General features: G+C 71.9%; 23 protein-coding genes. 12 read left to right on the top strand and 11 right to left on the bottom strand.

Annotation, left to right across the window (positions count from 1 at the left end):
* Positions 1 to 17 precede the first annotated feature (17 nt).
* Genes FL583_RS09340 through hisD form a run of 3 tightly spaced genes read right to left on the bottom strand, consistent with a single transcriptional unit; the run spans position 18 to position 3,139 of the window.
* Positions 18 to 1,043, bottom strand: coding sequence for an ABC transporter permease (locus tag FL583_RS09340; protein ID WP_142704158.1), 1,026 nt, complete (start codon positions 1,041 to 1,043; stop codon positions 18 to 20).
* The gene (locus tag FL583_RS09335; protein WP_142704157.1) at positions 1,043 to 1,798 is read right to left on the bottom strand and encodes an ATP-binding cassette domain-containing protein; all 756 of its coding nucleotides are present in this window, start codon (positions 1,796 to 1,798) and stop codon (positions 1,043 to 1,045) included. Before FL583_RS09335 ends, FL583_RS09340 begins: the two co-directional genes overlap by 1 nt.
* A gap of 27 nt (positions 1,799 to 1,825) precedes the next feature.
* The gene (gene hisD / locus FL583_RS09330) at positions 1,826 to 3,139 is read right to left on the bottom strand and encodes a histidinol dehydrogenase (RefSeq protein ID WP_142704156.1); all 1,314 of its coding nucleotides are present in this window, start codon (positions 3,137 to 3,139) and stop codon (positions 1,826 to 1,828) included.
* Between the two features lie 91 nt (positions 3,140 to 3,230).
* Here hisD and FL583_RS09325 point away from each other — a divergent pair, with 91 nt between their 5' ends.
* From FL583_RS09325 to FL583_RS09315, 3 genes are read left to right on the top strand one after another with little or no spacing between them, the layout of a single operon-like run.
* Positions 3,231 to 4,142, top strand: coding sequence for a LysR family transcriptional regulator (locus FL583_RS09325; RefSeq protein WP_142704155.1), 912 nt, complete (start codon positions 3,231 to 3,233; stop codon positions 4,140 to 4,142).
* Between the two features lie 20 nt (positions 4,143 to 4,162).
* Positions 4,163 to 5,023, top strand: coding sequence for a helix-turn-helix domain-containing protein (locus FL583_RS09320; protein ID WP_142704154.1), 861 nt, complete (start codon positions 4,163 to 4,165; stop codon positions 5,021 to 5,023).
* A 17-nt stretch (positions 5,024 to 5,040) separates the two neighbouring features.
* Positions 5,041 to 5,631 (top strand): dihydrofolate reductase family protein, encoded by a 591-nt coding sequence (locus FL583_RS09315; RefSeq protein WP_142704153.1) that lies wholly within the window; start codon positions 5,041 to 5,043, stop codon positions 5,629 to 5,631.
* Here FL583_RS09315 and FL583_RS09310 read toward each other — a convergent pair.
* Together FL583_RS09310 and FL583_RS09305 are read right to left on the bottom strand one after the other, a co-directional pair.
* Positions 5,626 to 7,581 (bottom strand): serine hydrolase, encoded by a 1,956-nt coding sequence (locus tag FL583_RS09310; RefSeq protein ID WP_142704152.1) that lies wholly within the window; start codon positions 7,579 to 7,581, stop codon positions 5,626 to 5,628. The two genes, FL583_RS09315 and FL583_RS09310, sit on opposite strands and share 6 nt — an antisense overlap.
* A gap of 158 nt (positions 7,582 to 7,739) precedes the next feature.
* Positions 7,740 to 8,294 (bottom strand): TetR/AcrR family transcriptional regulator, encoded by a 555-nt coding sequence (locus FL583_RS09305; RefSeq protein ID WP_142704151.1) that lies wholly within the window; start codon positions 8,292 to 8,294, stop codon positions 7,740 to 7,742.
* Between the two features lie 78 nt (positions 8,295 to 8,372).
* Between FL583_RS09305 and FL583_RS09300 the strand changes: the two genes are divergently transcribed.
* Genes FL583_RS09300 through FL583_RS09290 form a run of 3 tightly spaced genes read left to right on the top strand, consistent with a single transcriptional unit; the run spans position 8,373 to position 11,366 of the window.
* Positions 8,373 to 9,293 carry an NADP-dependent oxidoreductase gene (locus tag FL583_RS09300; protein ID WP_142704150.1) on the top strand — a complete coding sequence of 307 codons (921 nt, stop codon included), beginning with the start codon at positions 8,373 to 8,375 and terminating at the stop codon, positions 9,291 to 9,293.
* A 59-nt stretch (positions 9,294 to 9,352) separates the two neighbouring features.
* Positions 9,353 to 10,177, top strand: a complete 825-nt coding sequence (locus FL583_RS09295) for an SCO6745 family protein (RefSeq protein ID WP_142704149.1) — start codon at positions 9,353 to 9,355, stop codon at positions 10,175 to 10,177.
* Between the two features lie 13 nt (positions 10,178 to 10,190).
* Complete coding sequence (locus tag FL583_RS09290) at positions 10,191 to 11,366, top strand: AAA family ATPase (protein ID WP_142704148.1); 1,176 nt, start codon at positions 10,191 to 10,193, stop codon at positions 11,364 to 11,366.
* On the opposite strand, the gene FL583_RS09285 is transcribed toward FL583_RS09290, so the two are convergent.
* Together FL583_RS09285 and FL583_RS09280 are read right to left on the bottom strand one after the other, a co-directional pair.
* Positions 11,363 to 12,037 (bottom strand): Crp/Fnr family transcriptional regulator, encoded by a 675-nt coding sequence (locus FL583_RS09285; protein ID WP_142704147.1) that lies wholly within the window; start codon positions 12,035 to 12,037, stop codon positions 11,363 to 11,365. The genes FL583_RS09290 and FL583_RS09285 overlap by 4 nt on opposite strands.
* Positions 12,038 to 12,040: 3 nt before the next feature.
* Complete coding sequence (locus tag FL583_RS09280; RefSeq protein WP_142704146.1) at positions 12,041 to 13,786, bottom strand: acetyl/propionyl/methylcrotonyl-CoA carboxylase subunit alpha; 1,746 nt, start codon at positions 13,784 to 13,786, stop codon at positions 12,041 to 12,043.
* An 81-nt stretch (positions 13,787 to 13,867) separates the two neighbouring features.
* Between FL583_RS09280 and FL583_RS09275 the strand changes: the two genes are divergently transcribed.
* Complete coding sequence (locus tag FL583_RS09275; protein WP_142704145.1) at positions 13,868 to 14,521, top strand: TetR/AcrR family transcriptional regulator; 654 nt, start codon at positions 13,868 to 13,870, stop codon at positions 14,519 to 14,521.
* Here FL583_RS09275 and FL583_RS09270 read toward each other — a convergent pair.
* Entirely contained in the window at positions 14,518 to 15,231 is a 714-nt protein-coding gene (locus FL583_RS09270) for an IclR family transcriptional regulator (protein ID WP_142704144.1), read from the bottom strand. The genes FL583_RS09275 and FL583_RS09270 overlap by 4 nt on opposite strands.
* A 61-nt stretch (positions 15,232 to 15,292) precedes the next feature.
* Here FL583_RS09270 and FL583_RS09265 point away from each other — a divergent pair, with 61 nt between their 5' ends.
* Genes FL583_RS09265 through dmpG form a run of 3 tightly spaced genes read left to right on the top strand, consistent with a single transcriptional unit; the run spans position 15,293 to position 17,999 of the window.
* Positions 15,293 to 16,099, top strand: coding sequence for a 2-keto-4-pentenoate hydratase (locus FL583_RS09265; RefSeq protein ID WP_142704143.1), 807 nt, complete (start codon positions 15,293 to 15,295; stop codon positions 16,097 to 16,099).
* Positions 16,096 to 16,995 carry an acetaldehyde dehydrogenase (acetylating) gene (locus FL583_RS09260; protein WP_142704142.1) on the top strand — a complete coding sequence of 300 codons (900 nt, stop codon included), beginning with the start codon at positions 16,096 to 16,098 and terminating at the stop codon, positions 16,993 to 16,995. Before FL583_RS09265 ends, FL583_RS09260 begins: the two co-directional genes overlap by 4 nt.
* Positions 16,992 to 17,999, top strand: a complete 1,008-nt coding sequence (dmpG, locus tag FL583_RS09255) for a 4-hydroxy-2-oxovalerate aldolase (protein ID WP_142704141.1) — start codon at positions 16,992 to 16,994, stop codon at positions 17,997 to 17,999. Before FL583_RS09260 ends, dmpG begins: the two co-directional genes overlap by 4 nt.
* 66 nt (positions 18,000 to 18,065) lie before the next feature.
* Here the strand turns inward: dmpG and FL583_RS09250 are convergent, their stop codons facing one another.
* The gene (locus tag FL583_RS09250; RefSeq protein WP_276611588.1) at positions 18,066 to 18,482 is read right to left on the bottom strand and encodes a TetR/AcrR family transcriptional regulator C-terminal domain-containing protein; all 417 of its coding nucleotides are present in this window, start codon (positions 18,480 to 18,482) and stop codon (positions 18,066 to 18,068) included.
* Between the two features lie 112 nt (positions 18,483 to 18,594).
* Here FL583_RS09250 and FL583_RS09245 point away from each other — a divergent pair, with 112 nt between their 5' ends.
* A complete protein-coding gene (locus FL583_RS09245; protein WP_142704139.1) occupies positions 18,595 to 19,002 on the top strand; it encodes a hypothetical protein in 408 nt (135 codons plus the stop codon).
* Here the strand turns inward: FL583_RS09245 and FL583_RS09240 are convergent.
* Positions 18,995 to 19,297, bottom strand: coding sequence for a MarR family winged helix-turn-helix transcriptional regulator (locus FL583_RS09240; protein ID WP_170323564.1), 303 nt, complete (start codon positions 19,295 to 19,297; stop codon positions 18,995 to 18,997). The two genes, FL583_RS09245 and FL583_RS09240, sit on opposite strands and share 8 nt — an antisense overlap.
* Before the next feature lie 92 nt (positions 19,298 to 19,389).
* Between FL583_RS09240 and FL583_RS09235 the strand changes: the two genes are divergently transcribed.
* Entirely contained in the window at positions 19,390 to 19,725 is a 336-nt protein-coding gene (locus FL583_RS09235) for a hypothetical protein (protein ID WP_142704137.1), read from the top strand.
* On the opposite strand, the gene FL583_RS09230 is transcribed toward FL583_RS09235, so the two are convergent.
* The gene (locus tag FL583_RS09230; protein WP_142704136.1) at positions 19,706 to 20,173 is read right to left on the bottom strand and encodes a VOC family protein; all 468 of its coding nucleotides are present in this window, start codon (positions 20,171 to 20,173) and stop codon (positions 19,706 to 19,708) included. The two genes, FL583_RS09235 and FL583_RS09230, sit on opposite strands and share 20 nt — an antisense overlap.
* Positions 20,174 to 20,181 lie beyond the last annotated feature (8 nt).

The following is a 20,181-nucleotide window of genomic DNA, read 5'->3' as shown; positions in this document are numbered from 1 at the left end:
GGGAGCTGGGTGAGGGGTCAGCCGCGGTCGCGGCGGTTCCGACGGCGCTGGTCGATGTAGACGGCGATGATCAAGATGAAGCCGATCGCCACTTCCTGCCAGAACGGCTTCACGTCGACGACGATCAGCCCGTTGTTCAGCACGGACGAGATGAACATGCCGACCGTGGTGCCGACGATCGTGCCGACGCCGCCGAACAGGCTGACGCCACCGAGCACGACGCCGGTGATGACCTGCAGCGAGTCCTGGGCGTGGCCGGCGATCGTGGTCGTCGAGAAGCGGGTCAGCGACATCATCCCGGCCAGACCCGCGAGCAGGCCGGAGAGCGCGTAGAGGCGGACGAGGTGCCGGTCGACGTTGATACCGGCCCGGCGGGCGGCCTCGGCGTTCGAGCCGACGATGTACGTGTGCCGTCCGAAGCGGGTGTAGGCCAGGTGCAGCCCGCCGGCGATCGTGACGACCGCGGAGATCCAGACCAGCGCGGGCAGCCCGAGCCACTCGTCGACCGAGAACTTGATCAGCGCGAGCGGCACGGTCCGGACGTCGTTGCCGTCGGTGATCAACCGGGCGATGCCGAGCGCGGCCCCGGTCGTGCCGAGCGTCGTGATCAGCGCGGGGACGCGTAACCGGGTGACGCAGAAGCCGTTGAAGAGCCCCCACACGATGCCGGAGATCAGCGCGACGACCAGCCCGGCGAACACCGGCGACCAGCCCTCGCCGCCGACCGCGCCCATCGTCTTGGCCGCCATCACGCCGGAGAAGACCAGCACCGAGCCGATCGACAGGTCGAACCCGCCGGCGACCATCACGTACGTCATGCCGACGGCCATCACCAGCAGGACGCTGACGTCGGTGAGGATGTTGCGGAAGTTCGCCGGTGTCGGGAACGCGTCCGGGCGCAGGACCGAGAACGCGATCGCCATCAGCAGCAGCACGCCCGCCAGGTAGAACGGGGTCGCGGAGAACAGCTTGGTCATCGCCCGCCTGCGCGGGGAGACCGACTCGCCGACGGCGTCCAGGGAGGGTGCGGTGTCCAGGCTCATCACGCCACCCCGTCCAGAGCGCCGGTCATCGCGCCGACCAGCTGTTCGACGTCGCAGTCCTCGGCTTTGAGCTGAGCCACCCGCTTGCCGAGCCGGAGCACCTCGATCCGGTCGGCGACCTCGAGGACCTCGGTCATGTTGTGGCTGATCAGCACCACCGCGACGCCGGAGTCGGCGACCCGCCGGACCAGTTTGAGCACGTTGCGGGTCTGCCGGACGCCGAGCGCCGCGGTCGGCTCGTCCATGAAGATGATGCCCTTGGCCCACATCACCGCCCGGCAGATCGCGACGCTCTGCCGCTGACCGCCGGAGAGGGCGGCGACCGGGGCGTCCAGGTCCTTCACGTCGGTGCCGAGAGAGCGGAACGACTCGGCCGCCTTCGTGCGCATGGTCTTGCGGTCGAGGACGCCGAGCTTGCCCAGGAAGCCGGGCTTGAGCAGCTCGCGCCCGATGTACGCGTTCTCGGCCGGGCCGAGTTCGGGCGCCAGCGCGAGGTCCTGGTAGACGGTCTCGATGCCCAGGTTGCGGGCGTGCAGCGGCGACTGCATGGTCACCGGCTCGCCGCGGAGCAGGATCTCGCCCTCGTCCGGCGCCTGCACGCCGGAGAGGCACTTCACCAGCGTGCTCTTGCCTGCTCCGTTGTCACCGATCAGCGCGACGACCTCGCCGGCGTCGACGCTGAAATCGGCGCCGCTGAGGGCTTGGACGTGCCCGTACCGTTTCGTGATCCCGCGCGCCTCGAACAAGACCGTCATGTTCCGTCCTCTCTGGAGGTGCTTCGATCAGGCCGGCCAGCGGTCGAGGCGGAGCGTCGCCGTCGCCCGGTGGGCCGCCATGCCCTCGTAGGCCGACATCTCGTCGACCGCGACCGCGAGGTCGGGGGTGGCGCCGGGCGTCACCCGCTGGTACGTCAGCGGCTTGAGGAAGCGGGAGACCGAGAGTCCGGCACTGTGCCGGGCGCCGCCAGCGGTCGGTAATACGTGGTTCGTGCCCGCCATTCCTTTGTCCGAGTATGCAACCGTGCTCGCGTGCCCCAGGAACAGGGAGCCGTAGTTGCGCAGCGCGCCCCAGTACCAGTCGTCGTCGGCGGTGTGCACCTCGAGGTGCTCCGGCGCGAACTCGTCCATCAGCGCGACCGCGGTCTCCCGGTCCTCGGCCCAGACGACGCTGCCGTGGTCGCGCCAGGCCGGGCCCGCGATGCCGTTGGTGGCCAGCGTCTCCAGCTGCCGGTCGACCTCGGCGATGACCGCGGTGGCCAGCTCCTCCGACGTCGTGACGAGCGCGGCCGGGCTGTCCGGTCCGTGCTCGGCCTGGCCCAGCAGGTCGGCCGCCACCAGTTCGACGTCGGCGGTCTCGTCGGCGATCACCGCGACCTCGGACGGGCCGGCCAGCAGGTCGATCGCGACCGTCCCGAACAGCTGACGCTTCGCTTCCGCCACGTAGGCGTTGCCTGCGCCGACGAGCATGTCGACGGGGAGCTCGCCGAGCAGCCCGAACGCCATCGCGGCCAGCGCCTGGACGCCGCCGAGGCAGAAGATCCGGTCGGCCTTCGAGATCTGCGCCGCGTAGAGGACCGCGGGGTTCGGCCGGCCGTCCGGCTGCGGCGGAGTGCAGGCGACGACGGTCGGGACGCCGGCCACCTTGGCCACGTTGACCGTCATGAACGCGCTGGCCAGCAACGGGAACCGGCCGGCAGGCAGGTACGCGCCGACCCGGGCGATCGGGATGTACCGGTGCCCGACGGTCAGGCCGGGCACGAGCTCGGCCTCGAAGTCGACGAGCTTCTCGCGGGACAGCCGGGCGAACGCCTCGGTGCGCTGCTGGCCGAGTTCCAGCGCGGCCCGGAGTTCTGGGGTGAGCGCGTCACCGGCCGGGGTGGCCGGATCGATCTCGACATCGTCTCTGTCCCAGCCGTCCAGCTCCCGGGCGTACCGCAGGACGGCGTCCATGCCGTCGCGCTCGATCGTGGACAACATCTCGCTGACCCGGGCGATGACCGCGGGGTCGCGCTGCGCCTCGGGTCCGGCGACCGCGGGGGCCTTCAGCACCTTGTAAGCGCTGGCCAGATGGGCGACGCGAGAAGGAATCAGCTGCATGGACCGGAAGCGTAGAAAGCGCGGGGCCGCTGGTCTAGCCTGATGTCTCTTGTACTTCCCATCGGGTTTCCCTGTAGCTAACCTCCCGGGCGTGACGCTCAACCAGCTGCGTGCCTTCCTTGCGGCGGTCCGGACCGGTTCGTTCACCGCCGCCGCGGCGTCGTTACAGATGTCCCAGGCCTCGGTCTCCGAGTTGATCCGTCGGCTGGAGGAGGAACACGGCCTGCCGCTGTTCACCCGCGGGCCGCGGCGGCTGATCCTGGCGACGGCCGGCGAGGAGCTGCTGCCCTACGCCGAGCAGGCGGTGGCGGCGGCCGAGAGCGGCGAGCAGGCCCTGCGTTCGCTGCGGTCGTTGGGCGGTGGGGTGGCCACGTTCGGCGTCCTCCGCAACGCCGACTACTACCTGCTGACGAACCTCGTCGAGCAGTTCTACGACGCCTACCCGAACGTCCGCGTCCGGCTGGTCGGCCAGAACTCGGTCGAGGTCGCCGCGTCGGTCGCGGCCGGTGACCTGGAGGCCGGCCTGGTCGTGCTGCCGATCGACGACGCCGGGCTGACCGTCCGTCCGCTGCTTCGCGACGAGGTGGTGTACGCCAGCGCCGATCCCGCGCATCTGACGTCGCCGATCACGACCCGGCAGCTGGCCGAGGCGGAGTTGATCCTGTACGACGCCCACTACGGCTGGAAGGACCCGACCCGGCGGCAGCTGTCCGATCGGGCCCAGCTCGAGGGTGTGAAGCTCGAGGCGCGGATCGAGGTGGAGCACGTCGAGGCGGCGCTGGGGCTGGTGGCGCGGGGGATCGGGGACACGTTCATCTGCCGGGCCGTGTCGCAGGGGTTGAACTTCCCGGCCGGGGTGGGGACGGTGCCGTTCGCCGAGCCGCTGTACGACACGATCGCGCTGATCCACCGCGAGTCGACCGTGCTGTCCCCGGCGACCCGGGAGATCGCCCGCCTGGCCCGGGAGATGCTCCTCTCCCGCCGAAGGCGCCTCCCGGCCTGACCCGGTAGGAAACTGGGTCGGTGGAGTATCTCAGCCGGGTGCCCGAGCCACCGCTCGACGGGTTCGTCGACGACATCTACTGTCTGAGCGGCGAGCCACGCCACCGGCGCGTGACCGTGCCGCCGATGCCGTCGGCGCACCTGTTCCTCAACCTGGGCGACCCGGTCCGGTTGGTCGACTCCGACCCGTCCGCCTCGCCCGCGCTGTTCACGGACGGCTGGTTCGTGGGCGTGTGGACCAGGCGCTTCGTGGTCGAATACCCGGCGCGGGTCCGGCTCGTCGGGGTGCACTTCAAGCCGTGGGGGATCTCCCCGTTCGCCGGCCTTCCGGCGAGCGAACTGCGGGATCGATGGATCCCGGTCGACGCGGTCTGGCCCCGGTCGCTGGACCGGATCCGCGACCGGATCGCGGCCGAGCCGGATCGCGTCGCCCTGCGGCTCGTCGAGGAGGAACTCCGGTCGAGGATGGTCTCGCCGCGCGGTCTCGACCTGGTCCGGTACGCCGGTCGGCGGCTGGAGACGACCGGCGGCACGCACCCGGTCGGCGCGCTGACCGACGCCGCCGGCGTGGGCCGCAACCACCTGGCTGCGCAGTTCAAGACCCATGTGGGAGTCACCCCGAAGCGGGTGGCGCGGATCTACCGGTTCGCGCGTCTGATCCTGTCGGTGGACGCCCGGGGGCCGGTCGACTGGTCGGCGCTGGCCCAGTCGAGCGGGTTCTTCGACCAGGCCCATTTCAGCCGGGAGTTCAAGGAGTTCACCGGTCACACCCCGACCGGGTACCTCTCGCTGCGGCGTCGGTTTCCGGCCCGCGAAGGGTTTCCGCCGGACAACGGGCCGATGCCGGCGGGGGATTTCCTACAAGACGACCGCACGTCCTGACGACAGGATCAGCCCCCATGGGCACAGTGATCATGCACGATGTGGTGTCGGTCGACGGCTTCATCGCCGATGACAACGACGACGTAGGGCCTTTGCACGAGTGGTACTTCAGCGGCGACACCCCGCTGACCGACGAGGACCAGTCCGGCTTCCGGGTCTCCCGCGTCTCGGCCGGGTACGTCCGTCCGATGTGGGAGTCGATCGGCGTGATCGTTCTGGGCCGGACACTGTTCGACCTGGTGAACGGCTGGGAGGGCGACCCGCCGGCCGGCGACCACGTCGTCGTGGTGTCGCACCGGCCGAAGCCCCCGGGCTGGCACCCGGAGGCGTCGTACCACTTCGTCGACGACATCGCGACGGCGATCGATACCGCCCAGGAGCTCGCCGGGAACCGGATCGTCAGCGTCAACGCCGGCGACGTCGGCAGCCAGCTCCTCGCCGCCGGCCTCGTCGACGAGGTGGCGATGGACGTGGTGCCGGTCGTGTTCGGATCGGGCAAGCGGTACTTCGGCCGGATCGACGGGCAGCACCTCCTGGAGGATCCACACGTCGTGATCCAGGGTGATCGGGTGTTGCACCTCCGGTTCGCGGTCCGTTCCGCGTCATAGCTGGGCGTCGAGGGGCCAGTAGTCGACCTCGCTGCGGATTCGCATCATCAGCCGGTAGAGGCCGTCCGCGGTCCGGCTCGACTCGTCCTTGCGCTCGTTGTAGTTCGTGAGCGCGACCAGGCACAGGCCGTCGGGAGTGCGCTGCAGCAGCCCGGTCGCGCCCGGTAGCACGCCGTCGTGACTCCAGGTCCCCGGGTCCCGGCTGGTCGACGGGCCGATCGCCCAGCCGGCCGCGTACCCCTCGCTGCCCGGCAGCCCGCTGGGCGTCGTCATCGTGGTCATCGACGTGGGGGAGACGACGTCGGAGACGTGGACGGCGAACCGGAGCACGTCGAGCGCGGTGGCCTGCCACCCGCCGTGGGAGTCCATCCGGTCGATGCGGTGCCCGTAGGGGTCGACCGTGTCGTCGGCGGCCGGGTAGCAGCGGATGACGTCGCCCGCCGGCCGGCCGTCGTTCGCGATCGACATGCCGGTGACGCCGCACCGGGCGAGCAGGTCGTCCTGGACGTGCTTCTCGTAGGTCTGGCCGGTGACCGCCTCGACCAGCCGTCCGAGCAGGCAGTAGCCGAAGTTCGAGTACGCGTAGGCGGTGCCGGGCGCGTTGTCGAGCGCGCGCTCGGCGAGCACCGTGCGGACGAGGTCGTCGGTGGACAGAGCGAGGCGGGTGTACATCGGATCGTCGTTCTCGTTCGACCAGCCGCCGGCCCCGTGCTGGAGGAGGTTCCGCACGGTGATGTCGCTGATCCGCGCGTCGGCCGGCGTCGTCACGAACGAGGCCAGCGCACCACCGGGGGCCAGGATCCGGTCGTCGAGCCGCAGATGGCCGTCCTCCACCAGGCGGAGCACCGCGGCCGCGGTGATCGGCTTGGTCAGGCTGGCGATGCGGAAGAGGGTCCGGTCCGGCTGGACCGGATGGGGACGCACCACGGTGGGTTCCGGGATCGGGAACGTCTCGCCGCCGGTGTCGACGACGATGACGCCGGGAACCGACACGGTGTCCGGAACGACCAGCCCCCCGAAACCGAACGTGTAGGCCAGCCGGCCGCGGCGGGCCACCGCGAGCGAGACGGCCGGCATCCCGTAGGCCGACGCGAAGTCCGCGACCAGCGCCGGAACGACGTCGGCCGCGTCGCGGCGGCGCCAGACCGGGCAGTGCTTGGCGACGGGCGGGGTGCCCCGGGAGAACGAGTCGAGCTGGTCCGGGCGCAGCCCGTCGGCGTCGCGGTCGCTCAGCGCGGTGCCGAGGTCGGCCGACGAGATCGCGCGGCGGGCCTGGAAGGCCGACGGCGTCTGTTCCCAGAGCCGGACGTACTGCGTTCCGGTCCCGGCCGTCCGGAGCAGACGCCAGCCGTCGGCGGTCATCGACTCGAACTCGGCCTGGGTGCGGTCGGAGTCGGACGGGCCGGTGATCGCCCACTCGGTGAGGCCGTCGTCGTGGTCCTCGATCGTCGTGAACTGGATCGGGTTGGTGGCGAACGGGTTCTCGTACACCGACACGTCGACGATCCGGCGGCCGCGGCTCCGGGCCTGGTCGATGCGCTGCTGCAGGTCGCCGATCGGCATGTCGCGGTGGACCGTGCGTTTCGAGCCGGGCATCGGCTCCCAGACCCAGGCGAAGCTGCGCCCGGCCGAGCTGCGGTAGCCGGAGAACAGCACCGGGCGTTGCCCGGCGGCCGCGTGGTCCACCCGTCCCTTGTCGACGTCCTCCTTGGTGAGGCCGACCGTGACGATGCCGCCGAGCGGCCCCTTCTCCCGCGCGTACACGACCGAGAAGCGGTCGACGCCTCCGTCGAGATACCCGTGCAGGTCGACGACGCGGTAGTCGTTCTTGAACTGGGTGAAGGCCGCGTCGAAGTCGGTGAAGTTCAGGTCGTAGCGGACCTGTTCGACGTCGCCGGACAGGTCGTGGGCGGCCTTCTGGGCGTCGCTGGGGTACTGGGCACCGGTCACGTCGTTCCCCTGTCGCTCGGAGGTCGGAGCTCTGAGCGACAAGCTACGAAGGGGAATTCAGGTACGGCATCAGTGGTGGCACGGTATTCGTATTTCCGACGATGGTGCTGTCGGGGCATTCCGGGGCGAAAAGCTCCGCGCGCCGGCGCGCGGCCGGGTCACGTGGTCAAGGTCCGCAGCTCGGCTGCGGCCTGGGCGATTCGGGCCGTGAGGTCCTCGGCCGTCTGTCCGTTCCAGGCCCGGCTCCCGCGCTCGAACACCGCCGCCCCCGTGCGCGCGGCCAGCCGGGCCGTCGGCTCCGCCACGCCTCGCGCCACCAGCGCCCCGACGATCGCCTCGGTCAGCGCGGCCCCCTTCGCGTAGGCCCGCTCCTGCAGCGCCGGAGCCGTCGCGATGATCGCGGCCCGCCGCTCGGCGATCGGACGGCCGGCGACGAACAGCGGCACCGCGGCCTCGTAGGCCCGCAGGACCAGCGACAACGACGCCAGATCCGGTGCCGACTCGATCGCTCCCACCAGGACGGACCGCAACTCGGACTCGCCGTCGAAGAGGACCTCGCGCTTGTCGGCGAAGTGCCGGAAGTACGTCCGCTCGGTCACGCCGGCCCGGGCGGCGATCTCCGCGGTGGTCGTGGCCTCGTAGCCGCGCTCGGCGTACAGCTGCAGGGCGGCCTCGCGCAGTCTCGCGCGCGCTTCGGCGCCACTCCTCGGCATCACTCCATCCTAGGTTACGTCAGTGACTGTCGCTTCCGTGGTAGCGTCAGTGACTGTCACTACGACCGAGGAGAGCCCATGGCGGCCCGACAATCCCGCGTCCTCCGATTCCACGAACTCGGCGAGCCCACCGACGTCCTGCGGTTGGAGCAGGTCGAGATCCCGGATCCGTCGCCGGACCACGTCCGCGTCCGGGTGCTGGCCACCGGCCTCAACCCGGCCGACTGGGAGCTCTGTCGCGGCTTTATGCCCGGCCCCCTGCCCCGGGGAATCGGTTACGACGTGGCCGGCGTCGACGACACGACCGGAGAACGACTCTTCGGCACCGCCGACTTCGTCGGGCAGCCGAGCGCCGGCGCGGCCGACGTCGCGATCCTGAACTCCTGGTACCCGATCCCCGACGGCCTGGCCCCGACCGAGGCGGCGACGTTACCGATGGTCGTGCAGACCGCCGTCTGGACCCTCGAGCTCATGGGGGTCGACGAGGGCAGCACGCTGCTCGTCCACGGCGCCGGCGGAATGGTCGGCTACGCCGCCGTCCAGATCGCGCTGCGCCGGGGCGCACGCGTGATCGCCACCGCCGGCCCGACGTTCGCCCAGCACCTCGAGAACTTCGGCGCCCAGGTCACCGGGTACGGCCCAGGGATGCCCGACCGCGTCCGCGAACTGACGAAAGACGTCGACCTCGTCCTCGACACCCCCCGCCCGAGCCCCGGGACGCTCCCCGACCTCATCGCGCTGGCCGGCGGCGACCCCACCCGGGTCATGACGATCAGCAACCACGACGAGGCCCGCGAACTCGGCGCCCGCGTCAACGTCGACGAGCTCCGCCCCGGCCTCACCCCGCCCGCGGATTTCCTGCCGGAGTACGCCGAACTCGCCGCCCGGAACGAGTTCCGCCTCCCCGTCGCCAGGACGTTCCCGCTGGACGATTGGCGCGAAGCCGTCGATCTCAGCCTCTCCGGCAACCCGCGCGGAAAACTCGTCCTGATTCCATAGTCGGATTCGTCGATCGCGTTCGTAGCAGGGGTGAAGCAGCACAGACAAGGAGCCGCACGATGACCACCACCCCTCGCCGAATGTTCGAGTTGCTCGAGCCGATCTGCCTCGTCACGTTCTTCGCCGACGAGTGCAACGAGGAAATGGCCGCGCTCGGCCACCGCACCTACTGGGACGGCTACTTCGCGAGCCGGGCCGCGCCGCTGGGACGGGTCCCGGCCGAGGTCGTCCACGCGGCGTTCTACAACTTCGCCGAGGGGGAGGCCGCCCGGCACATCCCGAGCGCCTGGGAGACGATCCCGGCCGAGGCGTCGGTCGCCGCGCGCGAGCGGGGCAGTGCGGCCTCGGTCCGGCGGATCCTCGGCCCGGAGCTGGCCGGCTCCCCGGGCCTGGTCCGGGCGGCCGACCTGACCACCAAGGCGGCCACGAGCGCGCCCACGAACGGCCGGATGATGTACGCCGGGATGCGCACGCTCCCGATCCCCAGCGACCCGGTCGCCCGGCTCTGGCACTCCGCGACCGTGCTCCGCGAGCACCGCGGCGACGGGCACATCGCCGCCCTGCTCGCCGCGGGCATCGGCGGCACCGAATCGCACGTGCTCGCCGCGCTCGACATGGAGATCTATCCGGCCGAGTCCTTCGGCCGCATCCACCACCTGCCGAAGGCCCGGCTGCGGGCGGTGATGGACGGCCTGCGCGAGCGCGGCCTGATCGACGCCGACGGGCGGTTCACCGACGCCGGCCGCGAGACCAAGCGACGCATCGAGGCCGTCACCGACGAACTCGCCGCACCGCCCTACGACGGCCTCACCCCGGCCGAGCTCGACGAGCTGATCGCCGTCCTGGAACCGATCACCGCGAAACTGACCGCTGACCGGCGTTGATAGCGTGGGCCGGGTGATCGGCACCCTGGCCGTGCAGAACTACCGGTCGCTGCGGCACCTGGTGGTCGGCCTGGGCCGGCTGACCGTGGTCACCGGGGCCAACGGCACCGGCAAGTCCAGCCTGTACCGGGCCCTGCGGCTGCTGGCCGACTCGGCCCGCAACGGCGCGGTCGCGGCGCTGGCCCGCGAGGGCGGCCTGGCCTCGACGTTGTGGGCGGGCCCGGAGACCGGCGCCCGCGAGAGCCGGCCGCAGGGCACCGTCCGGCTCAACCCGGTCAGCCTGCGCCTGGGCTTCGCCGGCGGTTTGGCCGCCGGCCCCGCCGCGGGCGACGAGTTCGGCTACGCGATCGACTTCGGCCTGCCCACGCCGTCGAAATCGGCCTTCGGCCTCGACCCGCTGATCAAACGCGAGGCGATCTGGTCCGGGCCGTTCCTCCGCCCGGCCGGCCTGCTGGCCGACCGGGCGAACGGCGCGCTGCGCCTGCGCGACGGCCGCGGCTGGCTCGCCGTCCCCGGCGTCCTGGCCAGCTACGACAGCATGCTCAGCGAGTACTCCGACCCGCAGCGTGCGCCGGAGATCCTGCAGGTCCGCGAGCGGATCCGCTCGTGGCGCTTCTACGACCACCTGCGGACGGATTCCGACGCGCCGGTCCGCCAGGCCCAGGTCGGCACCCGGACGCCGGTGCTCGGCCCGGACGGCGCCGACCTGGCCGCCGCCCTCCAGACCATCCGCGAGATCGGCGACGAGGACGCCCTCGATGCGGCCGTCGACTCGGCGTTCCCGGGCAGCACGCTGGCCATCGAGAGCGAGGCCGGGCGGTTCGTGCTCGGCCTGCGTCAGCCGGGGCTGCTGCGTGCGTTCGGCGCGTCCGAGCTGTCCGACGGGACCGTGAAGTACCTGATGTGGGTGGCGGCGCTGCTGACCCCGCGGCCGCCCGCGCTGCTGGTGCTCAACGAGCCCGAGGCCAGCCTGCACCCGGACCTGCTCCGACCGCTGACCGACCTGATCGTCGCCGGTTCGGCCCGCGCCCAGGTCGTGGTGATCAGCCACTCCCGGGCCCTGGTCAGCGCGCTGGAGGCGAGCGAGGCCGAGGTGACGAGAATCGAGCTGATCAAGGAGTTCGGCGAGACCCGGGTAGACGGCCAGGGCCGCCTCGACGAACCCCCGTGGCACTGGCCCGATCGCTAGTGCGCGCGCTGGACGAGACGCTCCCGGTTGAGGATGACCACCTGCTTGCTCTCCAGGCGGATCCACCCCCTCGTCGCGAAGTCCGACAGCGACTTGTTCACGGTCTCCCGCGACGCCCCGACCAGCTGCGCGAGCTCGTCCTGGGTCAGATCGTGGTAGACCCGCACCGAATCGCGCTCCGGCACACCGAAACGGCGGGCCAGCTCCAGCAGCGTCTTCGCCAGCCGGCCCGACACGTCGGTGAAGATCAGATCGGCCTGGTGATCGCCGGTGCGGCGTAGCCGCCGGGCCAGCACCTGCAGGAGCTGCCGACCCACCGCCGGGTGCTCGGCGATCCACGGCCGCAGCTGGTCGCGGTGCATCTGGGCCAGCCGGGCGTCGGACACGACCACCGCGGTCGCCGTGCGCGGGCCGGGGTCGAACACCGCCAGCTCACCCAGCAGATCGGACGGCCCCATCAGCGCCAGCACGCCCTCCCGCCCGTCCGGCGACCGGCGCAGCAGCTTGATCTTGCCCTCCAGCACGATGTAGAGCGACTCCCCGGCGTCGCCCTCGGAGAAGACGACGTCGCGCCGGAAGACGTCGAGGTACTTCAGGTGGGAGGCCAGGGCCTCAGCGGCGGCCGGCTCGACGTTCTGGAACAGCCCGGACCGAGCGAGGGTCTCTTCCATCGGTCATTCCTTGATCTCGCACACGACCGCGCCGTTGCTCACGGTCTCGCCGACGGCGACCGACAGCCCGACGACGTGCCCGGCCTTGTGCGCCTTGAGGGCCTGCTCCATCTTCATCGCCTCGATGACGACGATCGTGTCGCCTTCGGCGACCTGCTGCCCGTCCTCGGCGACGACCTTCACCACCGTTCCCTGCATGGGCGACGTGACGGCATCCCCCGAAACCGCGGTGGCGACGTTCCTCCGCCCTCCGCCGCGGGGCTTCTTGGCCGACGGGGGAGCCGCAACAGCCCCGAGGACCGCGGGAAGCACGACCTCGAGCCGCTTCCCACCCACCTCGACGACGACCCGCTGCCGCTCGTCGGAATCGGCCGCGCCCTCCGCCGACGAGCCGTCGTAGGGCGCGATCCGGTTGTCGAACTCGGTCTCGATCCACGTCGTGTAGACGGCGAACGGCGGCCCGACGAACGCCGCATCCTCCACGACCGCCTGGTGGAACGGGATCACGGTCGGCATCCCGTCCACCCGGAACTCGGCCAGCGCCCGCCGGGAGCGCTCCAGCGCCTGGGTGCGGTCGCGCCCGGTGATCACGAGCTTCGCGATCAGCGAGTCGAACGCGCCGGGCACGGTCTGGCCCTTCTCGTACCCGCCGTCCAGCCGGACGCCCGGCCCCTGCGGCGGCGCCCACTCGGTGAGCGTCCCCGGCGCGGGCAGGAAGTTGCGCCCGGGGTCCTCGGCGTTGATCCGGAACTCGATCGAGTGCCCGCGCACCTCCGGGTCGGAGTACCCGAGCTCCTCGCCGGCCGCGATCCGGAACATCTCCCGGACCAGGTCGAGCCCGGTGACCTCCTCGGACACGCAGTGCTCGACCTGCAGCCGGGTGTTCACCTCGAGGAACGAGATCGTCCCGTCCCGGGCGACCAGGAACTCGCAGGTCCCGGCCCCGACGTACCCGGCCTCGGCCAGGATGGCCTTCGACGCCGAGTAGAGCCGCGCGACCTGGTCGGCGGAGAGGAACGGCGCCGGCGCCTCCTCCACCAGCTTCTGATGACGCCGCTGCAGCGAGCAGTCCCGGGTGGACACGACCACGACGTTCCCGTGCGAGTCGGCCAGGCACTGGGTCTCGACGTGCCGCGGCTGGTCCAGGAACTTCTCCACGAAGCACTCGCCCCGCCCGAACGCGGCGACGGCCTCGCGCACCGCCGACTCGTACTGGTCGGCGATCTCCTCCATCGTGCGCGCGACCTTGAGGCCCCGGCCGCCGCCCCCGAACGCGGCCTTGATCGCGATCGGCAGCCCGTTCTCCTCGGCGAACCGGATCACCTCGTCGGCGTCGGCCACCGGGTCCGGCGTCCCGGGGGCCAGCGGCGCGCCGACCTTCTCGGCGATGTGACGGGCCTTGACCTTGTCGCCGAGCGCGTCGATCGCGGCCGGCGGCGGCCCGATCCAGATCAGCCCGGCGTCCAGCACGGCCCGGGCGAACTCCGCGTTCTCCGACAGGAATCCGTAGCCCGGGTGCACCGAGTCGGCGCCCGCGCGCTCGGCGACGTCGATGATCTTCGGGATCGACAGGTACGAGTCGGCCGGGGCCGCGCCGTCGAGGGAGTAGGCCTCGTCGGCCAGCCGGACGAACAGCGCGTCGCGGTCGGGCTCGGCGTAGACCGCGACGCTGGCGATCCCCGCGTCCCGAGCGGCCCGGATGACGCGGACGGCGATCTCCCCGCGGTTGGCGACCAGTACCTTCGTCAAAGTCCTGACCCTCGGTGTCATAAATTGAGACTAAGTTTCACCGGGCAGAATGTCTACCGGTTCCCACCGGAAGGAGGCTCGATGGCGGCAGGGCGGGACGCGATCGCCGAGGCGGCGTTCGGGCTGTTCGCGACTCGCGGCTACGAGGAGACGTCGGTCGACGACATCGCGGCCGCGGCCGGGGTCAGCCGGAGCACGTTCTTCCGCGCCTACGGGTCGAAGGAAGCGGTGATCTTCCCCGACCACGACCAGCTCCTGCACCGGGTCGAGGAGCGGCTGCGCTCCACCCACACCGACTCCGCGCTGAAGGCCGTCACCGAGGCGGTCAAGATCGTGCTGTTCCACTACGTCGCCGAGGGCGAGCGGGCCCGCGAGCGGTACCGCCTGACGTCGGCGGTTCCGGCCCTGCGGGAGCGCGAGCTGGTCAGCGGGGCCCGGTACCAGCGGCTGTTCCGCCACTACCTCAGCAAGTGGGGCGACGGCTCGGAGTCGGCCGAGCGGCGCGCCGAGCTGACCTCGGCGGCGGTCGTGGCGGCCCACAACCGGGTGCTCCGGCGCTGGCTGCGCGGCGAGTGCACCGACCCGCAGGGCGAGATCGAGGCCGCGCTGACCGACGTCCGCGGGATCTTCGACCCCGCGGCCCGCGACGAGCCGGTCGCGGTACTCGTCGTCCCGCCCGGCCTCTCGATGTCCCAGGCCGAGTCGGCCATCCGGCGCGCGCTGGGTAGCACTTAGAGCAGGCGGCCGACGCCGAGCGCGGCCGCTCGCACGGTCGGCGCCAGCCGCCGGACGTCCAGCCGCCCGGCCCAGCCGGTGATCGACACCGCGGCCACGGCCGTCCCGCCCGGGGACAGCACCGGCGCGGCCACGCACGCGATCCCGGCCGCCGACTCCTCGTGCTCCTCGGCGACCCCGCGCCGCCGCACCGACGCCAGCTCGGCCCGGATCAGCCCCGGCGCCACCACGGTCCGCGGTGTCCGGCGGGGCAGCGAGCCGCCCAGCACGACGTCCACCACGCCCGGAACCGCAAAGGCGAGCAACGCCTTGCCCACCGCCGTGCAGTACGCCGGCATCCGCCCGCCCAGCCGCGACGGAATCTCCGGCCCCCGGTGCCCGCCGAGCTTCTGCACGTACACGACCTCGACCCCGTCGAGCACGGCCAGGTGCACGGTCTGGTGCGTCGCCTCCCGCAGGTCCGACAGGAACGGCGCGGCCACGTCCAGCAGGTCGCGCGGCCGGGGGACGAGCTGACCGAGCTCGAACAACCGCAGCCCCAGCCGCACCCCGCCGGGCGTGCGCTCCACCGCGCCGAGCGTCTCCAACTCGCCCAGCAGCCGGTGCGCGGTGGCCTTCGGCAGCCCGGTCCGGCGGCTCAGCTCGGCCAGCGTGAGCTCGCCGTCGCCGGCCTGGAACGCGCCGAGGATCGCGAAACTCCGCTCCAGCATGTTCCGTCCCACGGAACGAAGTGTTGCACCGTCGGCGCCTACGGGTGCCACAGTCCAGGTCATGACCTCGACGTTGTCGACAGCGATCCACCAGGCGGCTGACCTGCTGCGACACAGCCAGGAAACCCGAACTCCGTGCGCCCCGGTCCGGGATCTGCTGCCGGACTCGTCGATCGCCACCGGCTACGCGGTGCAGACGCTGCTCACCGAGGGCCGCCTCGCCCAGGGCCGGCGGATCGTCGGCCGCAAGATCGGCCTGACCTCGCCCGCGGTCCAGGCCCAGCTCGGCGTCGACCAGCCGGACTTCGGCGTCCTCTTCGACGACCTGTCCTGCCCTCCCGACCGTCCGGTCGAGATCGACCGGCTCCTGCAACCGCGGATCGAGGCCGAGGTCGCGTTCATCCTCGGCGCCGATCTCGATACCGACGACGTCCGGCCCGACGTCGCCCGAGCGGCGGTCAGCGACGTGGTGCCGGCGCTGGAGATCGTGGACAGCCGGATCGCCGGGTGGGACATCACGATCGTCGACACGGTGGCCGACAACGCGTCCAGCGGCCTGTACGTGCTCGGCGCGTCGACCGGGCGGCTGGGGAACCGGGACCTCCGCGACGTGACGATGACGCTGGAACGCGACGGCCAGATCGTCAGCACCGGCTCGGGCGCCGCCTGCCTCGGCGACCCGGTGACCGCGCTGGTCTGGCTCGCCCGCACGGCCCGCGAGTACGGCGCGCCGCTGCGGGCCGGCGAGGTGATCCTCTCCGGCGCGCTCGGCCCGATGGTGCCGGTCACGCCGGGCGCGCACTTCACCGCCTCGCTCACCGGGCTCGGCACCGTCGAGGCCCGCTTCTCCGGAGGGACGGCGCGATGACCACGGTCGCGATCATCGGCTCGGGCAACATCGGCTCCGACCTCATGCTCAAGGTCCTCCGGGTCTCCGAGAAGCTGGAGATGGGTGCGCTCGTCGGCATCGACCCGGAGTCCGACGGCCTGGCCCGCGCGCGCCGGCTGGGGATCCCCTGGACCGCCGACGGCGTCGACGGGCTCATCGGCCTGCCGAACTTCGACGAGATCGACGTCGTCTTCGACGCCACCTCGGCCCGGGCGCACACCGCGAACGCGGCGGCGCTGGCCCCGTACGGCAAGGTCCTCATCGATCTGACGCCGGCCGCGATCGGCCCGTTCGTCGTGCCCGCGGTCAACCTCGACCAGCACGCCGGCGCGCGCAACGTCAACATGGTGACGTGTGGCGGGCAGGCCACGATCCCGATCGTCGCCGCGGTGTCCCGGGTCGCCCACGTCCACTACGCCGAGATCGTGGCGTCCATGGCGTCCAAGTCGGCCGGACCGGGGACGCGGGCGAACATCGACGAGTTCACCGGGACGACGTCGCACGCCATCGAACAGGTCGGCGGAGCCGACCGGGGGAAGGCCATCATCGTCCTCAACCCGGCCGAGCCGCCGATGATCATGCGCGACACGGTCCTCTGCCTGACCGCGGACGCGGACCCGGACCAGATCCGGGCCTCGATCGAGGCGATGGTGGCCGAGGTCGCCCAGTACGTGCCGGGATACCGGCTGAAGCAGGCGGTACAGATCAGGCCGGCCGACTCCGGCCTCGAGACGCTGGTCGGCGACGCCGAGCCGGCCTGGCAGGTGTCGACGTTCCTCGAGGTCGAGGGGGCCGCGCACTACCTGCCGGCGTACGCCGGGAACCTCGACATCATGACCTCGGCCGCGCTCCGGACCGCGGAGACGATCCGATGACCGGGCTCTACCTCCAGGACGTCACGCTCCGGGACGGGATGCACGCCATCCGGCACCGGCTGGACCCGGCCCGCGTGGCGTCGGTGGCGGCCGCCCTCGACGCGGCCGGTGTCGACGCGATCGAGGTCGCGCACGGCGACGGCCTGTCCGGGGCCAGCCTCACCTACGGGCCGGGCAGCAACACCGACTGGGAGTGGATCGCCGCGGCCGCGTCGGTGGTTCGCGATGCGGTGCTGACGACCCTGCTGCTCCCCGGCATCGGCACGATCGACGACCTGCGCAGGGCCTACGACCTGGGCGTCCGCTCGGTGCGGATCGCCACCCACGCGACCGAGGCCGACATCGCGAACCAGCACATCGAGACCGCGCGCGAGCTGGGTCTGGACGTGTCCGGGTTCCTGATGATGTCGCATCTGGCCCCGCCGGCCGAGCTCGCCCAGCAGGCGCTGATCATGGAGAAGGCCGGGGCGCACTGCGTCTACGTCACCGACTCCGGCGGCCGGTTGACGATGAACGACGTGCGCGACCGGGTGCGCGCGTACCGGGCCGTGCTGCGTCCCGAGACCCAGATCGGCATCCACGCGCACGAGAACCTGTCGCTGTCGGTCGCGAACTCGGTCGTCGCCGTCGAGGAGGGCGCGTACCGGGTCGACGCGTCGCTGGCCGGCCAGGGCGCCGGGGCGGGCAACTGCCCGATCGAGGCGTTCGTGGCGGTCGCGGACCTGCAGGGCTGGGAGCATCGCTGCGACCTGTTCGCGCTCCAGGACGCGGCCGACGACATCGTGCGACCGCTGCAGGACCGCCCGGTGCGCGTCGACCGCGAGACGCTGACGCTGGGGTACGCGGGGGTGTACTCCAGCTTCCTCCGGCACGCCGAACGGGCCGCGGTGGAGTACGGGCTCGATACGCGCCAGGTCCTGGTCGAAGCGGGGCGGCGCGGGTTGGTCGGAGGCCAGGAGGACATGATCGTCGACATCGCCCTGGACCTCACGGCAACGAACTGACCGACGCGCCACGCCGCCCCGTCGTCGGGGCACCGCCGGGGGACGTCGAGCGGGAGGGGCGACGGGTCAGCGTCGGGTGGGGTCCGGGGCTCGGATCAACGTGGCGATGCCGGCGTAGAGCAGGCGGAGGCTGGTACCGAACATCGCGTCCGGGTCGGGATCTCCGGCGACGGTCAGCGGGTAGCGGGCCGCCAGGTCGGCCGCGCGCTCGGCGTCGACGGGTGTGGCCGAGTCGCTCTGCTCCTGCAGGACGAACCCGGTGACGTAGCTCAGCAGCGTGTCGGCGGCGACCGCGCGCTCGGCCGGCGCTACTCCGGCCGCGTCCAGCGTCCGCTGGAGTCGCTCCATCAGCGCCAGCGCGGCCGGGCTGAGCAGCGCCGGGCTGGCCGCCAGCAGCGCCGGGGCGCCGGTCCGGGCGCGGAGGCTCTGACGCAGTGCCTCGAGCTGCGCGCCGACCCGCTGTTCCCAGGGCGCGTCCGGCAGGAGTGCGGCCAGCGCGGCGGTTCCGGCTGCGATCGTTTACGACCTGACCACCGCGGCCCTGCTGATCCTGCTGGTCAGAGCCGGGAACCTGCTCGTCACCGGGCCTCGGCGGGTGCCCTGGCTGGCCATCGTCGGCACCATGGCGCTGGTGGCCGGCCTGGTGTTGCAGGCGAGCTGGGACGGCGCGTTCGCGGCGCTGGCCGACGATCCGGCGAAGGTGGGGTGGTGGCGTCCGTTCACCGCCGTGTTCCTGCAGAACGGCGGGTTCGTCGGCGTTGCGTTCAACCTGGTCACGGCCGCGATCGTGCTCGCGCTGGCCGGCGCCCTGCTGCTCACCCCGACGACCACCCGGCGGCGCCTGCTCGCGCTGGCGGTGCCTCTCGCCGGCCTGACGCTCTGGTTCGTCCAAGCCAACGGTCACGGCCTGGTGAGCGCCGAGGGCTTTGTCCTCGGCGCCGCTATCGCGGCGGCCGGCGCCCTGCTCCGGCGGGCTCCCGCCCCGGAGCGCTCCCTCACGTAAGGCCGAGCAGCCGAATCAGCGCCCGCCGGACCTGCTCGAGCTCCTCCGTCCCGACCACCTCCGCCCAGCCCTCCTCGACCTTCCGCCCGGCCACCAGAGACGTCGGCCCGAGCGCGCGCCCTGCCTCGGTCAGGAAGATCAGGCTGGCCCGCCGGTCGCTCGGGTCCGGCCCCCGGCGCACGTACCCCGACGCGACGAGCTGCTCTACCGACTGCGCCATCGTCTGCTTGCGCACCTTCGCGAGCTTGGCCAGCTGTCCGATCTGGATCCCCTCCGCCGGCACGAACGGAATCACGTGCGCGTGCGCCGGCGCGATGCGCGCTCGCGCTGGCCCAGCGCACGCTCACCGCACCGCTCGAGACCCTGCTGGCCGACGAGAACATCGGGATGACCGAGTGGCTCACGCTCAACGCGCTGGGCCTGCGCGGTCGCCTCCCGCTCACCGTCCTCACCGACCTGCTGTCGACCAACGGCCTCGACGCCCCGGCTGCCGAGGCGTTGTTCGCCGGCTTGGCCGGCGCCGGCCTGATCGTCCTGAGCGACGGCGCCGCCGAACTGACCCCGGCCGGAACCGACCGCTACCAGCACCTCCGCCACCGTGTCGATGACATCAGCCGCCGTGCCTTCGCGCAGTTCGACCCCGCCCGGGTCGAGGTCGCGCGCAGCCTCCTGCAGGAGATCGCCGACCTCGACCCGTCCGGGCTCAGCCCCAGAGCTCGGTGATCGTCGAGAACACCTTCTGGTTGTGTGAGAACTCGACGGTGTTGCCGTCCGGGTCCTTCACCGCGCAGATGTAGCCGATGTGCGCGGCCATGTCCCGCGGCTCCCACTCCAGCGCGCCGACCGCGCGGGCCTTCTCGGCCACCGCGTCCACGTCCTCGCGCCGGGGCAGCTCGATGCCGAGGTGCGCGAACGGCGCCAGCGTCGTCGCCTTCTGCCCCGGCTCGATGCCGAAGTTCTTCCCGATCTCGGGCTTGAACTCGGCCAGCACGAGCACGAACGGCGAGTCGACCTGGTTCTTGTTCGACAGCCAGGCGCCCTGCCCGTTGTCGTCGACGTTGCGGGTGACCAGCACCAACGGCGTCACCGTGGTGTAGAACTCGATCGACCGGTCGAGGTCGGTCACCGGCAGCGCGACGTGCGTCCAGCGGGGTTCGGTCAGTTCAGCCATGACGAATC

Origin of the sequence: Cryptosporangium phraense, from assembly GCF_006912135.1 — a bacterium.
Lineage (GTDB): Bacteria > Actinomycetota > Actinomycetes > Mycobacteriales > Cryptosporangiaceae > Cryptosporangium > Cryptosporangium phraense.
The sequence above is the reverse complement of the archived record's forward strand: the minus strand, read 5'-3'. Positions and strand labels throughout refer to the sequence as shown.